This is a genomic window from Serratia sp. CY56464 (assembly GCF_052168435.1).
In the GTDB taxonomy this organism is placed as follows: domain Bacteria; phylum Pseudomonadota; class Gammaproteobacteria; order Enterobacterales; family Enterobacteriaceae; genus Serratia; species Serratia marcescens.
In genome coordinates this window covers 39,159-53,867 of record NZ_JBJNMV010000006.1, presented here as the reverse complement: position 1 = coordinate 53,867, position 14,709 = coordinate 39,159, and the positions used below count along the sequence as shown (strand labels likewise).

Annotated in this window: 14 protein-coding genes; 3 read left to right on the top strand and 11 right to left on the bottom strand. The window is 61.6% G+C overall.

The features are described 5' to 3' along the window. Nucleotides 1–225: 225 nt before the first annotated feature. The 4 genes from ACJ8KE_RS20925 to ACJ8KE_RS20910 all read right to left on the bottom strand — a co-directional run bounded on the left by ACJ8KE_RS20925 (nucleotide 226) and on the right by ACJ8KE_RS20910 (nucleotide 1,983). Nucleotides 226–543, bottom strand: a complete 318-nt coding sequence (locus ACJ8KE_RS20925; RefSeq protein ID WP_016929995.1) for a BrnA antitoxin family protein — start codon at nucleotides 541–543, stop codon at nucleotides 226–228. Next, a complete protein-coding gene (locus ACJ8KE_RS20920; RefSeq protein WP_097101423.1) occupies nucleotides 506–829 on the bottom strand; it encodes a BrnT family toxin in 324 nt (107 codons plus the stop codon). The genes ACJ8KE_RS20925 and ACJ8KE_RS20920 overlap by 38 nt, the downstream gene beginning before the upstream one ends. A 77-nt stretch (nucleotides 830–906) precedes the next feature. After that, nucleotides 907–1,653, bottom strand: a complete 747-nt coding sequence (locus tag ACJ8KE_RS20915; protein WP_049300363.1) for an SDR family oxidoreductase — start codon at nucleotides 1,651–1,653, stop codon at nucleotides 907–909. 96 nt (nucleotides 1,654–1,749) lie between these two features. Next, entirely contained in the window at nucleotides 1,750–1,983 is a 234-nt protein-coding gene (locus ACJ8KE_RS20910) for a hypothetical protein (protein ID WP_016929998.1), read from the bottom strand. A 189-nt stretch (nucleotides 1,984–2,172) separates the two neighbouring features. On the opposite strand from ACJ8KE_RS20910, the gene ACJ8KE_RS20905 reads away from it, so the two are divergent. From ACJ8KE_RS20905 to ACJ8KE_RS20895, 3 genes are read left to right on the top strand one after another with little or no spacing between them, the layout of a single operon-like run. After that, complete coding sequence (locus ACJ8KE_RS20905) at nucleotides 2,173–2,832, top strand: response regulator (protein WP_016929999.1); 660 nt, start codon at nucleotides 2,173–2,175, stop codon at nucleotides 2,830–2,832. A 4-nt stretch (nucleotides 2,833–2,836) separates the two neighbouring features. Continuing rightward, complete coding sequence (locus ACJ8KE_RS20900; protein WP_033639452.1) at nucleotides 2,837–4,255, top strand: ATP-binding protein; 1,419 nt, start codon at nucleotides 2,837–2,839, stop codon at nucleotides 4,253–4,255. Further along, entirely contained in the window at nucleotides 4,255–4,782 is a 528-nt protein-coding gene (locus ACJ8KE_RS20895) for a GNAT family N-acetyltransferase (protein ID WP_028127694.1), read from the top strand. Before ACJ8KE_RS20900 ends, ACJ8KE_RS20895 begins: the two co-directional genes overlap by 1 nt. Nucleotides 4,783–4,792: 10 nt before the next feature. Here ACJ8KE_RS20895 and ACJ8KE_RS20890 read toward each other — a convergent pair whose 3' ends face one another. The 7 genes from ACJ8KE_RS20890 to pepP all read right to left on the bottom strand — a co-directional run bounded on the left by ACJ8KE_RS20890 (nucleotide 4,793) and on the right by pepP (nucleotide 14,654). Continuing rightward, nucleotides 4,793–5,758 (bottom strand): quinone oxidoreductase family protein, encoded by a 966-nt coding sequence (locus tag ACJ8KE_RS20890; RefSeq protein ID WP_048797028.1) that lies wholly within the window; start codon nucleotides 5,756–5,758, stop codon nucleotides 4,793–4,795. Nucleotides 5,759–5,866: 108 nt separating this feature from the next. Then, nucleotides 5,867–8,746, bottom strand: coding sequence for an aminomethyl-transferring glycine dehydrogenase (gcvP, locus tag ACJ8KE_RS20885; protein ID WP_004931634.1), 2,880 nt, complete (start codon nucleotides 8,744–8,746; stop codon nucleotides 5,867–5,869). A gap of 92 nt (nucleotides 8,747–8,838) precedes the next feature. Further along, nucleotides 8,839–9,225 carry a glycine cleavage system protein GcvH gene (gene gcvH / locus ACJ8KE_RS20880; protein ID WP_016930003.1) on the bottom strand — a complete coding sequence of 129 codons (387 nt, stop codon included), beginning with the start codon at nucleotides 9,223–9,225 and terminating at the stop codon, nucleotides 8,839–8,841. A gap of 44 nt (nucleotides 9,226–9,269) precedes the next feature. Further along, entirely contained in the window at nucleotides 9,270–10,367 is a 1,098-nt protein-coding gene (gene gcvT / locus ACJ8KE_RS20875) for a glycine cleavage system aminomethyltransferase GcvT (protein WP_016930004.1), read from the bottom strand. Between the two features lie 506 nt (nucleotides 10,368–10,873). After that, entirely contained in the window at nucleotides 10,874–12,076 is a 1,203-nt protein-coding gene (gene ubiI / locus ACJ8KE_RS20870; protein WP_016930005.1) for an FAD-dependent 2-octaprenylphenol hydroxylase, read from the bottom strand. A gap of 81 nt (nucleotides 12,077–12,157) precedes the next feature. Continuing rightward, nucleotides 12,158–13,336 (bottom strand): 2-octaprenyl-6-methoxyphenyl hydroxylase, encoded by a 1,179-nt coding sequence (gene ubiH / locus ACJ8KE_RS20865; RefSeq protein ID WP_028128314.1) that lies wholly within the window; start codon nucleotides 13,334–13,336, stop codon nucleotides 12,158–12,160. A gap of 1 nt (nucleotide 13,337) precedes the next feature. Then, entirely contained in the window at nucleotides 13,338–14,654 is a 1,317-nt protein-coding gene (pepP, locus tag ACJ8KE_RS20860; RefSeq protein WP_016930007.1) for a Xaa-Pro aminopeptidase, read from the bottom strand. Between the last annotated feature and the right edge of the window lie 55 nt (nucleotides 14,655–14,709).

The window sequence follows — 14,709 nt, the reverse complement described above, 5'->3', positions numbered from 1 at the left end:
AAAGTGTGGAGTAACAGACAGTTATGATGCGCGACCGCCTGAGGCAGACTGGCGAGAAACGGTAAACGGTCACAATTCCACGTTCCGCAGCATGACCGTTAATGACCGTTTGTGTGGTTTTGACCGAACGCTGCCGAGCGGCAGCTAATGCTGGTAGGCTTTACCTGAAAAACAGCAAAAAAATCCGGTGAGAATCTCACCGGATCGTTAGCCGCCTGACACACATTATTCCTCGTGCTCATGCTCTTTCAACATCGCCTCACGCAACACGGCGTTCAGGCGTTTCTGATAGCCTTTGCCTGGCCGCTGAAGCCAGGCCAACACATCCGCATCGATTCGGATGGTCTTCGATACTTTCATCGGCTTATAAAAACGCCCCTGAACCGCAGTCTGCCACGTTTCTTCCCCCAGCGCCGGCGCATCGGCATAATCGATGCCCTCGTCCGGCAACGCACTCAGTGAAGCAATTTGCGCTTTCTGCTCCTCCGTCAACGGCGGGAGTACGCTATGGGCCAGATTTTTGGCGGAATTTTTGCGCTTCATGTCTTCCCCTCTCTTTGCCATCGGCCTTGCGTGCTGAAATGATACGCACGATCTCTACTGTATCGCCTTCGACATCCGTTTCGATCGTCGTATGTGCCACCAGCAACAGCAAACAGGATCCGACCATACCGATCGTTTGCCAACGTTCTTCTCCATCCTCGATCCTTTCCAGCACAGCCAAATGGTTGGGATCCAGAAAAACCCGTTGCGCTATCTCAAAACTGACACGGTGTTTGCGCTGGTTACTGTGATTTTTATCCTGATTCCATTCAAAATAAACATACATTTTTGTAACTACATTTTGGTTGTTATTTAATCAAAATACCTCACCTCCGAAGGGATGTCAAAATTCTCCGGATGCGTTCAACGCCCGCCTGCGGCCTCGATAAAGGTGCCGGTCACGTAAGACGCGGCGTCAGACAGCAGCCAGGCGATCGCCTCCGCCACTTCCTGCGGCTGGCCGCCGCGCTGCATCGGCAAACTGCTCTTCACGCGATCCACCCGGCCGGGTTCGCCACCGCTGGCGTGTATCTCGGTATAGATAAGCCCAGGCCGCACGCCGTTGACGCGGATGCCCTGCGCCGCCACCTCCAGCGATAGCCCGATGGTCAACGAATCGACGGCGCCTTTCGAGGCGGCATAATCCACGTACTCCCCCGGCGCGCCTAAACGAGAAGCGGCGGAAGACACATTGACGATAGCGCCGCCCTGCCCGCCATGACGCTGCGCCATGCGTTTCACCGCCTCGCGGCAACACAGGAAGTAACCGGTGACGTTAGTGCCGAGCACCTGATTGATACGCTCGGCGGTCAACTGTTCAATGTTCGCCTGCCGGAACAGAATGCCGGCGTTGTTGACCAGCGCGCTGAGCGTGCCCAGCCCGGCATCCAGCGCCCTGAACATCGCCATCACCTGCGCTTCATCGGCCACGTCGGCCTGCAGCGCCAACGCCTTGCCGCCCTGCGCCTCGATCTCCGCCACCACCTGGCGCGCCGCATTTTCGTCACGCAGGTAATTCACGCCCACCGCATAGCCCTGCCGGGCCAGCAGCAGAGCGGTCGCGCGGCCAATCCCCCGGCTTGCGCCGGTTACCAATGCCACTTTCGTCATACTGTTTTTTCTCTGGTTAACGATATCAACACAGCGGCCTGCCCGCAGGCGCCCCGTATGCCCGTCAGAGTATAGAGCGGCGTCCTAAAAACCGCTTCAAAGCTGAGCCAGGCGGCGCAGCTGCTTTTTAATGCGCGACTTGGCGCAGCCGTAAGCATCCGTCGCCGCCGCCTGATGCACCCGCTGCAAAGCGGAAGCATGATGGCCGCCGTGGCTATGGCTCTGCGCATCACCGCGAAAAGACAACAGCAACAGAACGAGCAGCATCGCCACGCTTGAATACATCAGCCGCCGCGAGGCGCCCGCGTTCGGGAAACCTTCAGTCTGCATGTTTCGCTCCCCCAGCCATGATTTCGAATGGCAGCAAAATAACTGAAATTCTTCCGTGCTCCCTTAACGCGAGATTAAAGCCAGATTAAGGTTTGCTTAAGAACGCGCAGGCCGAGCAGGTTTCCCCGTTGTCTTCCCGTCAGCGTTATAGTTAGATAAGCGCGACTCAAGGATCTCAGCGGAAATAACGTGAACATACTGTTGGTGGAAGACGACCTGCAATTAGGCAAGGCGCTGTGCCGCGCATTGGAGCTGGCCGGCTTTAATTTGTGCTGGGTGCGCCTGATCGCCGACGCGGAAAATAAACTTTCATCCGGCGGATTCGATCTGATGCTGCTGGATCTCACGCTGCCGGACGGCGACGGTTTGCAGAAGCTGATCGCCTGGCGCGCCGCCGGGCAAAATATCCCGATCATCATCCTGACCGCCCGCGACCGCATTGAAAGCCTGGTGAACAGCCTGGACTCCGGCGCGGACGACTTTCTGGCCAAACCCTTTGCGCTGCCCGAACTCATCTCGCGCGTCAAGGCGGTCAACCGGCGCATGGCGGGCTTCGCGTCACAAACATGGAGCCTCGGCGCGCTGTATCTCGATCCGGTCAACCATCAGGTCATGCTGGATAACGAATTGCTGATGCTGTCGAAAAAAGAGTATCACCTGCTGCACGAACTGATGCGTTGCGCCGGCACCGTGGTGCGCAAAGCGGTGTTGGAACAGCGGCTGTTCGGCCACGGCGACAGCGTGGAAAGCAACTCGCTGGAAGTGCACATGCATAATTTACGGCGCAAGATCGGTAAAGAAAGAGTGATTACCGTACGCGGCATTGGCTATTTGCTGAAGAAAGAGTAGCGGAATGATCGGTTTCAAATCCTTCTTTATGCGCACCATTATTTTCCAGGTGCTGGCCATTTTATTATTGTGGGGGCTCCTCGTCGCCTGGGTGAAATATTGGTATTACCCCGACATGGAGAAATATTTCGATAACCAGCAACGCATCGTCGCTGCAGGCATCGCCAATATTCTCGACGAAACAGGCACTGACAATATCGATTACCGCGGCATCATCAAGACTATTGAAGGCATGTACATTGATTCCATCAATAACGGCATGCAGGATGAAATCGACTATCACCCGCTGTTTGTGGTTTACGATCGAGACAACCGGGTGCTTTACAGTTCGCAAACGCAGGGAGAGCCGCTGCGCCTGCCGCCTTCGGTGCTGTCCGGTTCCGTCAATTACGCCGGCGCCAACTGGCATCTCGCCGGCAGCTGGAGCGAAAAGCGCCAGTACCGGGTGATCGTCGGCGAATCGTTCAACGATCGCACCACGCTGTTCGGCAATCCGGCGGAGAGCACCGCCGTACCGCTGCTGGGTATTCTGGCGGCCATCATCGTCACCTTGCTGTTTACCGCCTATTTCAGCCTGCGGCCGCTGCGCCAGATCGCCCGCACCATCTCCGATCGCCAGCCTGGCAACCTGTCGCCGATCAACGTCAGCGAGCAGTATCAGGAAATCCGGCCGGTGGTGATGGAGGTCAACAAACTGATGGCCCGCATCGACGCCGCCAATCAGCGCGAGAAACGGTTTATGGCCGACGCCGCGCACGAACTGCGCACGCCGATCGCCGCCGTGCTGGCGCAGCTGCATTTGCTGACCCAGGTCACCGAGCAGCAGGAACGCCGGGAGATCATCGGCGACATGCAACAAGGGCTGGATCGCGCGGCGTCGCTGTCACGCCAGCTGATCAACCTGGCCAAGCTGGAGGCGGAAGATTTTCCGCTGAAGATTGAGGCGGTGGACATCTACGCCGAAATTGGCAAATGCATCGCGCAGCACGTTCCCTATGCATTGGAAAAGGATGTGGAACTGTCGCTCGACGGCAGCGAGGATGTGGTGGTGAGCACCGATCGCCGTGCGCTGATCGCCATCTTCACCAATCTGCTGGACAATGCGCTCAAGTACGCGCCCCCCGGCAGCCGTATCGAAGCCAATATCCGCTCGCTGGCGCCGCTCGGCTGCTATATTACGTTGCGCGACAACGGCCCAGGAGTAAGCGAAGAACACCGTTCCCGCCTGTTTGAGCGCTTTTACCGCGTGCCCGGCACGCAGCAAACCGGCAGCGGGCTCGGATTGGCCATCGCCCGCAACCTGGCCGACAAAATCGGCGCGCAGCTGCGCGTCACCGAAGGCCTCGACGATCGCGGCATCGGCTTCATCATCGATTTGCCGGAAAGTTACCGGCCACAGACTGAGAGCGAACCACGACCATGATTGCCCCTGTTCTGCTGCAACGGCAGCAACTCGACCGGCTATGGGATATCGACCGCAGCGAAATTATCGACACTCTGTATCGCCTGCAGGACGGCAAGTTGCACCCCTACCCGGACTACTACGATGTACGCGGCTGGGATCCGCACGATCGGGAAACCTATACGCCGATCCACGAAGCGTGCTTCGATCGCGGCGGGGCGTTCTTCGCGCTGTTCGAAGGCGAGGAGATCGCGGCGGCGGCGGCGCTGGACACCGAACCGCGCGGCCCACAGCGGGATCTGCGCCAGCTGCTGTTCTTTTACGTCAGCGCGCACAAACGCGGCCAGGGGTTAGGCAGGCAGCTGTTCCAGCTCTGCCTGCGTCAGGCGGCGCAAGACGGCGCCGCCGGGCTGTATGTCTCCTCCATCCCCAATAAAAGCACCGTAGACTTCTATCTGGCGCAAGGCTGCCGACTCATCGAACAGCCGGATACGGAATTGTTCGCCCGTGAGCCGGAGGATATTCATCTGGTCTGCCCTTGCCGCTAACGGCCGGGGCTTAACGGGCGATGCGTATCACCGAACGCACGTCACTTTTCTTATTCAGATCCCACACCTCGGCGATCTCCGCCAACGCGTGTTCCTGCGTCTCGATAGTGAGCGCTCCGGTCGCCGCCAGCGTCAGAATCTCGGTCGCGTAGCGCTGCATTTCCGGGATCGGCGGGAAGTTGCCGGTGCCGCTGCCGAGGATCTGCAGCTGATTGCTGCGCAACACCGCCGCCGGCAGCCGGATGTCCGGCGCGGCCATCGAACCGACGTTGACCAAGCGAATGCCGCGTCCGCCGGCGTAAGACGAGAGATCGTGATTATTGAGCGTCGCCAGCAGCGCTTCGGTCGCCGGCCCCCAGATGTAATCGACGATCACCTGATAACCGCCCGGCCCCGCCGCCGCCGCGAAGGCCTGCGTCAGCGCCTCGCCCTGCAGGCTTAGATCCACCGTGGCATCCACGCCCAACGCTTCCAGCACGCTCAGCCGACGGCCGGCGGCAACGATACGCCCTGCCCCTGCCTGACGCGCCGCGGCAACCGCCAGCTTACCTGAGGTGCCGGTGGCGCCGATGATCAGCACCGTTTCACCGGGCTGCAGATCCGCCCGCCAACGCAGCGGCAGCCAAGCGGCGAAGGCCGGATTGATCAGCGCTGCCGCCGTGGCGTCGTCCACCGCCTCCGGCACCGGCACCGTCCATGACGCGACGCTGCGCTCAGCCATCGCACCGTAAGGACGGCGGAAGGAGGCAAAGTACACCCGTTTTCCGTCCGCCGTACGGCCCACGCCGTCGGTGCCGGGCACTATCGGCAATTGCTTCGGGCTGGAATAGTGGGTGCCGGCGACGGTGGCGCGATCCAGCTGTTTGATGCCGGCCGCCAGAACGTCGATCGGCACTTCATTCGCCTGCGCCTGGGGCTCCTCAAAGGTGCCGAAAACCGGGGCTTGCCCCAGCGCTGTTACGATTGCCGCTTGCATGGTGACTCCTCAAATCGTGGGAACGTACAGGAAAGAATAGGCCGCTATAAAATAAAAAGGGACACCGCATGATGCGGTGTCCCCCGAACACAAACTTTGCCGAACGTGTTATTCGTAATCGCTCATCGGCACGCAAGAGCAGAACAGGTTACGGTCGCCGTACACGTCGTCCAGACGCTTAACGCTCGGCCAGTACTTGTTCTCGCGTACGCCGGCCACCGGGAACACCGCCAGCTCGCGGCTGTACGGGTGCTGCCAGTCGTTGACCAGCTCCGCCTGCACGTGCGGCGCATTCACCAGCGGGTTGTCTTCCAGCGGCCATTCGCCTTTGGCGACGCGGTCGATCTCGCTGCGGATCGCCAGCATCGCATCGATAAAGCGATCCAGCTCCACTTTGCTTTCCGACTCGGTCGGCTCGACCATCAGCGTGCCCGCCACCGGGAACGACATGGTCGGCGCGTGGAAGCCGAAGTCAATCAGGCGCTTGGCGATGTCCATTTCGCTGATGCCGGTCTCTTCCTTCAGCGGACGAATGTCGAGGATGCATTCGTGCGCCACGCGGTGATCGCGGCCGGTATACAGAATCGGATACGCGTCTTTCAGACGGGTGGCGATGTAGTTGGCGTTCAGGATCGCCATCTGGCTGGCCTGCTTCAGGCCTTCCGCGCCCATCATGCGGATGTACATCCAGCTGATCGGCAGGATGGAGGCGCTGCCGAACGGCGCCGCGGAGACCGCGCCCTGCTGGGTGGTTACGCCGTCGATCTGCACGACGCTGTGGCCCGGTACGAACGGCGCCAGGTGCGCTTTCACGCCGATAGGGCCCATGCCCGGGCCGCCGCCGCCGTGCGGGATGCAGAAGGTTTTATGCAGGTTGAGGTGCGACACATCCGCGCCGATGTAGCCCGGCGTGGTGATGCCCACCTGGGCGTTCATGTTGGCGCCGTCCAGATACACCTGACCGCCGAACTGATGCACGATCTGGCACACTTCACGGATGGTTTCTTCATACACGCCGTGGGTCGACGGGTAGGTCACCATGATGCAAGAGAGTTCTTCGCCTGCCTGCTCCGCCTTGACGCGCAGATCGTGCAGATCGATGTTGCCGTTCTTGTCGCAGGCGACCACGACCACGCTCATGCCCGCCATCTGGGCGGAGGCCGGGTTGGTGCCGTGCGCCGAGCTCGGGATCAGGCAGACGTGACGGCCCGCTTCGTTGCGGCTTTCGTGGTAGCGGCGGATCGCCAGCAGGCCGGCGTATTCGCCCTGCGCGCCGGAGTTCGGCTGCATGCACACCGCGTCATAGCCGGTCAGCTGCACCAGCCACTGAGACAGTTGGCCGATCATCTGTTGGTAACCGGCAGCCTGCTCCGGCGGGCAGAACGGGTGCAGTTCGGAGAATTCAGGCCAGGTGATCGGGATCATTTCCGCCGCGGCGTTCAATTTCATGGTGCAGGAACCCAGCGGGATCATCGCCTGGTTCAGCGCCAGATCCTTACGCTCCAAGCGATGCATGTAACGCATCATCTCGGTTTCGCTGTGATAACGGTTGAATACCGGGTGGGTCAGGATCGGATCCTGGCGCAGCATGGCGGCCGGGATCGATTGACTGTTTTTGCTCACCGCCGCGTCCAACGCGTCGATGTCCAGACCGTGATTGTCGCCGGCCAGCAGTGCGAACAGCGTTTGCACGTCTTCACGCGAGGTGGCTTCATCCAGCGTGATGCCCACGGCGCCGTGGATGTCGGTACGCAGGTTGATGCCGAAGCTCAGCGCACGTTCCAGCACGGCGGCCTTGTCTTTCACTTCAACGGTCAGGGTGTCGAACCAGGTGTTGTGGCGCAGCGTCAGGCCGGCCTTCTGCAGCCCGGCGGCCAGAATGTCGGTCAGGCGATGGATGCGCCCGGCGATGCGCTGCAGCCCTTGCGGGCCGTGATACACCGCATACAGGCTGGCGATATTGGCCAGCAGCACCTGCGAAGTACAGATATTCGAGTTGGCCTTCTCGCGGCGGATATGCTGCTCGCGGGTCTGCATCGCCATGCGCAGCGCGGTGTTGCCGGCGGCATCGCGGGAAACGCCGATGATGCGGCCCGGCATCGAACGCTTGAACTCGTCGCGGCAGGCGAAGAAGGCGGCGTGCGGGCCGCCGTAGCCCATCGGCACGCCGAAGCGCTGCGCGGAGCCGAACACCACGTCGGCGCCCTGCTTGCCCGGCGCGGTCAGCAGCACCAGGGCCATGATGTCGGCGGCCACGCTGGTGATGATTTTGCGCGATTTCAGTTCGGCCAGCAGCGCGCTGTAGTCGTGCAGTTCACCGGTGGTGCCCACCTGCTGCAGCAACACGCCGAACACGCCGTCCAGCTCCAGCACTTTTTCCGCTTTATCGACGATGACGTCGAAGCCGAAGGTTTCGGCGCGGGTGCGCACCACGTCCAGCGTCTGCGGATGCACGTCGTCAGCCACGAAGAAGCGGTTGGCGTCTTTCAGCTTGCTGGCGCGTTTGGCCAACGCCATCGCCTCGGCGGCGGCGGTGGCTTCATCCAGCAGCGATGCGGAGGCCAGATCCAGGCCGGTCAGATCGAGGGTCACGGTCTGGAAGTTCAGCAGCGCTTCCAGACGGCCCTGCGACACTTCCGGCTGATAAGGGGTGTAAGCGGTGTACCAGCCCGGGTTTTCCAGCATGTTGCGCAGGATCACCGGCGGCGTCAGCACAGCGCTGTAGCCCATGCCGATATAGGATTTGTAGCGCTGATTCTGCGAGGCGATCGCCTTCAGCTCAGCCAGCGCCTGGTGTTCGGTCGCCGCGTCGCCAACCGGCGGCGGCCCCGGCAGCTGAATGTCCGCCGGCACGATCTGTTGGATCAGCGCGCTGAGCGAGCGAGCGCCCACCGCTGCCAGCAACTCCTGGCGTTGTTCCGCAGAAGAGCCGATGTGGCGTTCGATGAACGCTTCGCTGTGTTCGAGTTGGCTGAGTGTCTGAGTCATTGCTACAAATTCCTGAATGCTTGCGTGATACGGGATATAGCTTGAACGGTAACTAAAACGCCCCGGGCGAAAGGCCTGGGGCGTGGGCACAATTACTCGTCGATCGAGGCCTGATAAGCCGCGGCGTCCAGCAGGTTCGCCAGCTCGCCTTCGTCGGAGGCTTTAATCTGGAACAGGAAGCCGTCACCGTAAGGTTCGCTGTTCACCAGCTCCGGGGAGCTTTCCAGCTCGCCGTTCACCGCCACGATTTCACCGCTGATTGGTGCGTAAATGTCCGACGCCGCCTTGACGGATTCCGCCACGGCGCAATCTTCACCGGCGGCGACTGTGCGGCCCACTTCAGGCAGATCGACAAATACCATATCGCCCAGCAGTTCCTGCGCGTGTTCGGTGATGCCTACGGTGTAAACGCCGTTACCTTCTGAACGAACCCACTCGTGGGAGGATGCGTATTTCAATTCTGTTGGCACATTGCTCATCGCCGGTTACTCCTTCGAAGAAATAAAAAATCAATCAATAGAAATTAATTTGCCAGCGGCTTGCCGGCGCGAACGAAACCGGGCTTGGTCACTTTAACCGGCATCTCGCGGTTGCGGATCTGCACGATAGCCTGCTCGCCGATGCCCGCCGGCACACGCGCCAGCGCGATGCTGAAGCCCAGCGTCGGGGAGAACGAACCGCTGGTGATCACGCCTTCGTGGGTTTGCCCCGCCGCGTCGGTGAAACGCACCGGCAGCTCATTACGTAATACGCCTTTTTCCGTCATGATCAAGCCGACCAGTTGCTCGGTGCCCTGCTCGCGCTGTTGTTCCAGCGCTTCGCGGCCGATGAAACGGCGATCTTCCGGCTGCCAGGCGATGGTCCAGCCCATGTTGGCGGCCAGCGGCGAAACGCCTTCATCCATCTCTTGCCCGTAGAGGTTCATGCCCGCTTCCAGGCGCAGGGTGTCGCGCGCGCCCAGACCGGCCGGCTTGACGCCCGCGGCCAGCAATTTTTGCCAGAAATCCGCCGCCTGCTCTTTCGGCAGCGCGATCTCATAGCCGGCCTCGCCGGTGTAACCGGTGGTGGCGATGAACAGCTCGCCGGCCTGCACGCCGAAGAATGGCTTCATGCCTTCGACCGCGCTTTTTTGCTCCGGGGTGAACAGGGTGCCAGCGCGCTCTTTGGCCTGCGGGCCCTGCACCGCGATCAGCGCCAGATCGTCGCGCACCGTCAGCGCGACGCCATACGGCGCGGCGTGCTCTTCGATCCAGGCCAGGTCTTTGTCGCGGGTGGCGGAGTTCACCACCAGGCGGAAATAGTCTTCAGTGAGGAAATAAACGATCAGGTCGTCGATCACGCCGCCGGAGGCATTCAGCATGCCGGTGTACAGCGCTTTGCCGGGTTGGGTCAGTTTGGCGACGTCGTTCGCCAGCAGGTAGCGCAGGAACTCGCGGGTGCGGGCGCCGTGCAGATCCACAATGGTCATGTGAGACACGTCGAACATGCCGGCATCCTGACGCACCGCGTGGTGCTCATCGAGCTGCGAGCCGTAGTGCAGCGGCATCATCCAGCCGTGAAAGTCTACCATGCGCGCACCGCACGCCACGTGCTGGTCGTACAGTGGGGTTTGCTTTGCCATCTTTTCCCTCTTTCCACTCGTCGCTAGAAGTTAGGGTGCTGCCACGCAATGCGGCGGAGACTGGCTCGCGGCCCGATCGCCATGGCGCACTGACTGCTCAACACAAATGCTGCGCCGGGACGGGCGGAAACTGCGTGCAACCGCCGTGACGCAAACGATACCTTTCCCTCGAACTTATCACCGAACGACCACATTAACCATAAGTTAAAATAGGCTCATCGCCGTTCCCGGGCGGTAAAACGCCGGGCTAGTGTGCAGAGTTTTTCACTGGAAAAATGCGCCTTAAGGCACAAAATTAACAATTAAAGCGGCAAAACACCGAACTTATATAACAAACCTATGGCCGCACATGGGATCCGGACTTTTGATAACCGAACATGGAATTAGAAAAAGTAATGATAAAAAGCGGCTGAAATTAGATTATTTCAAATGAGGGGTTATATAAGGAAACGCGATGGCATAAGGCGAGAAGCGCGAGCCCGCTGCGGGCTCGCAGAAGGCAGGTGTCAGGCAAGCCACTCGGGCAGATCGTTCAGGCCCATCGCCTGACGCACCAGCTTCGGTTTGACGCCCGGCAGGCTGTCCGCCAGCCGCAGCCCCACGTCGCGCAACAGCTTTTTGGCCGGGTGGTTGCCGTCGAACAGTTCGCGGAAACCCTGCATGCTGGCCAGCATCACCGCCGCGCCGTGTTTGCGGCGGCGCTCATAGCGGCGCAGATAGAGGTGTTGGCCAATATCCTTGCCCTGCCGTTGCAGGCGACGCAGTTCGGAAATCAGCTCGGCGGCGTCCATAAAGCCCAGGTTCACGCCCTGTCCGGCCAGCGGATGCACGGTATGCGCCGCATCGCCCACCAGCGCCAGGCGGTGCGCCGCGAAGCTGCGCGCATAGCGGCCGGTCAGCGGGAACGCCAGCCGTTCGCTTTCCAGGCTGCAGGCGCCCAGACGCATATCGAAGGCCATCGCCAGTTCGCGGTTGAATTGTTCCGGCTCCAGCTGCTTGAGACGCTCGGCCTCTTCCGGCGCGACCGACCAGACGATGGAGCTCAAATGCGGATCGCTGAACGGCAGGAACGCCAGAATGCCGTCGCCGTGGAAAATTTGCCGCGCCGTGGCCTGATGCGGCTCTTCGGTGCGGATGGTGGCCACCAGCGCGTGGTGGCGATAGTCCCAGAAGGTAAGCGGGATATCGGCATGCTGGCGCAGCCACGACTGGGCGCCGTCGGCGCCAATCACCAACCGGGCGGTCAGCATACGGCCGTCCTCCAGCGTGATGAAGGCGTCATTCTCGCCCCACGCCACCTGCTTGAGCGCGGCCGGGGTAATCAGCGTGATGTCCGACAGGCTTTCGGCGCGTTTCCACAGCGCCTGCTGGATCACCGAATTTTCGATGATGTGGCCGAGATGGCTGAAGCCGCACTCATCGCCGCGGAAGGCGATTTTGCCGAAGCTGTCGCGATCCCACACTTCCATCGCGTTGTAAGCGCTGGCGCGCTGCTGGAGGATGTCGTCCCACACGCCGATGTGCTGCAGCAACCGCTCGCTGGCGGCATTGATGGCGGAGACGCGCAGCGCAGGCTGCTCCGACGGCGGCGTCATCTCCGGCTGGCGCTGCTCCAGCACAGCCACGCGCAGCCCGCTGCCCTGCAAGCCGCAGGCCAACGCCAGCCCCACCATACCGCCACCGGCGATAATCACGTCAAATGATTGCATGCTGCTCGATTTCCTTAAATAACGCGCGACGCCTTGCCGCGCCGCGTTTTTGGGCGCGCCACAGGGCGCCCGATTCTGTGTCTAACGTTCCACCCAGCCCAGCGTACGCTTGGCGAAGGCGTCGCGCACCGCCGGCAAACGCGCCATCGCCATCAGCCCCAGATTGCGGCCGACCACCAGCGGGCTATAACGATTGGCGAACAGGTGGATCAACCCATCGGTCACGCCGATCGTCGCCTGCTGATCGTTTTGCCGCCGCTGCTGATAACGGCTCAGCAATGCGTAACCGCCGGCATCTTCGCCGCTGTCTGCCGCTTCCGCCAGCGTTTCCGCCAGCGACATCACGTCGCGCAGACCAAGATTGAACCCCTGCCCGGCAATCGGATGCAGCGTCTGCGCCGCGTTGCCCACCAGCGCCAGCCGGTGGCTGACATGGCGATCGGCGGTCAGCAGGCCAAGTGGATAACTGTGCCGCTTACCGGCCTTGAGGATGCGCCCCAGCCGCCAGCCGAAAGCCTGTTGCAGCTCGGCGATAAAACGCGCGTCGTCCCAGGCATCCACCCGGGCGCGATCTTCGCGCGCATGGCACCACACCAGCGAACTGCGCCCCTGCGACATCGGCAACAGCGCCAGCGGCCCATAACGGGTAAAGCGCTCGAAAGCTCGCCCCTGCGGATCTTCCGCCGTGGTGACGTTGGCGATGGTGGCGAACTGCGGATAGTCCTCCTGCCGCCACTGCACGTTGCAGGCCTGCGCCAGCGCCGAACGCGAACCGTCGGCCGCCACCAGCAGCTGCCCGCGCAGACGCTGGCCGTTGTCCAGCAGCACTTCCGCCCGCTCCGCGGTGCGGATCACGTCCACCACCCGCGCGGGGCAGTGCAGCGTGACGCCCGGCGCCTTCGCCAGCAGCGCAAACAGCCGCTGCCCGGCGTCGTGCAGTTCGATCACCTGCCCGAGCGCATCGACCTGATAATCCTGCGCCTGCAGATTAACGAAACCGGCGTGACCGCGATCGCTGACGTGCACCTGAGTGATCGGCGTGGCGCAGTCGCGCAGCGCCGGCCAAACGCCGATGCGCGCCAGCTGTTGGCAGGTGCCCTGCGCCAAAGCAATGGCGCGGGCGTCAAAACCAGGATGGCTGCGGTCGTCCGGCCGGGTCGCCTCGACCAGATCCACCGCCATTCTTCCCTGAGTAAGTGACGAGATAGCCAGCGCCAGCGTCGCGCCCGCCATACCGCCGCCAACGATAATTACGCTCATGCTATGACCTTGCCGCCGCCATCAACGCTTCGATGGCATCGGCATCTTTCACTACGGTGGCGGTCAGGTTTTCATTGCCGTCGGCGGTGATCACGATGTCGTCCTCGATGCGGATGCCAATGCCGCGGTATTCCTCCGGCACGTCCGCATCCGGTGCGATGTACAGCCCCGGTTCCACGGTCAGCACCATGCCCGGCTCCAGCAGCCGATCGCGGCTCGGCGTGCCGTAGTGGCCGACGTCATGCACATCGAGCCCCAACCAGTGGCTCAACCCGTGCATAAAGAACTGACGGTGGGCCTGCTCGGCGATCAATTGATCGACTTCACCTTTCAATACGCCCAGCTCCACCAGCCCGACCACCATGATGCGCACCACTTCGTCATTGACTTCGCGGATGCTGGTGCCGGGTTTGAACAGTTCCAAAGCGCGCTGCAGCGACGCCAGCACAATGTCGTACACCGCGCGCTGCGGCCGGCTGAACTTGCCGTTGACCGGGAAGGTGCGGGTGATGTCGCCGGCGTACCCCTGGTACTCGCAACCGGCGTCGATCAGCACCAGATCGCCGTCGCGCATCTGGCTCTCGTTCTCGGTGTAGTGCAGGATGCAGCCGTTTTCGCCGCTGCCGACGATGGTGTTGTAAGACGGATAACGGGCGCCGAGGCGGGTGAATTCATGATGAATTTCCGCTTCCAGCTGGTATTCGAACATGCCCGGGCGGCATTTTTCCATCGCGCGGGTATGCGCCAACGCGCTGATCTCACCGGCGCGGCGCATCACCGCCAGCTCTTCCGGCGATTTGAACAGGCGCATGTCGTGCAGCCACGGCCGCCAGTCGGTAACGGTGGCCGGCGCCTGCAGATTCTGGCGGAACCCCTTGCGCAGCTTGTCCAACGCGCCGAACAGGATCTGATCGGCATAGGCGTATTCGCCCTGCGCGTGGTAGACCGCATCCAGGCCGTTGAGCAGCAGGTGCAGTTGGTCATTGATTTCATCGAACGGCAGCGCGCGATCCACGCCCAGCTTCGCCGGCGCGGCGTCTTGCCCCAGGCGGCGGCCAAACCAGATTTCCGCCGTCAAATCGCGCACCCGGTTGAACAACACGCTGTGGTTGTGCGTTTCATCGCTTTTAATCAGCACCAGCACCGCTTCGGGCTCATTGAAGCCGGTCAGGTACCAAAAGTCGCTGTTCTGCCGGTAGGGATAGTCTGAATCTGCACTGCGCGTCGTTTCCGGCGCAGAGAAAATAACCGCCGCGCTGGCCGGCGCCATTTTCGCCAACAGCGCCTGGCGGCGGTTGTTGAATTCCTGCTGAGTCATTGCCTTCTCCTGAAATCATGCCATCCGCACCGCCGGCGGAGGGGCGATAAAACGT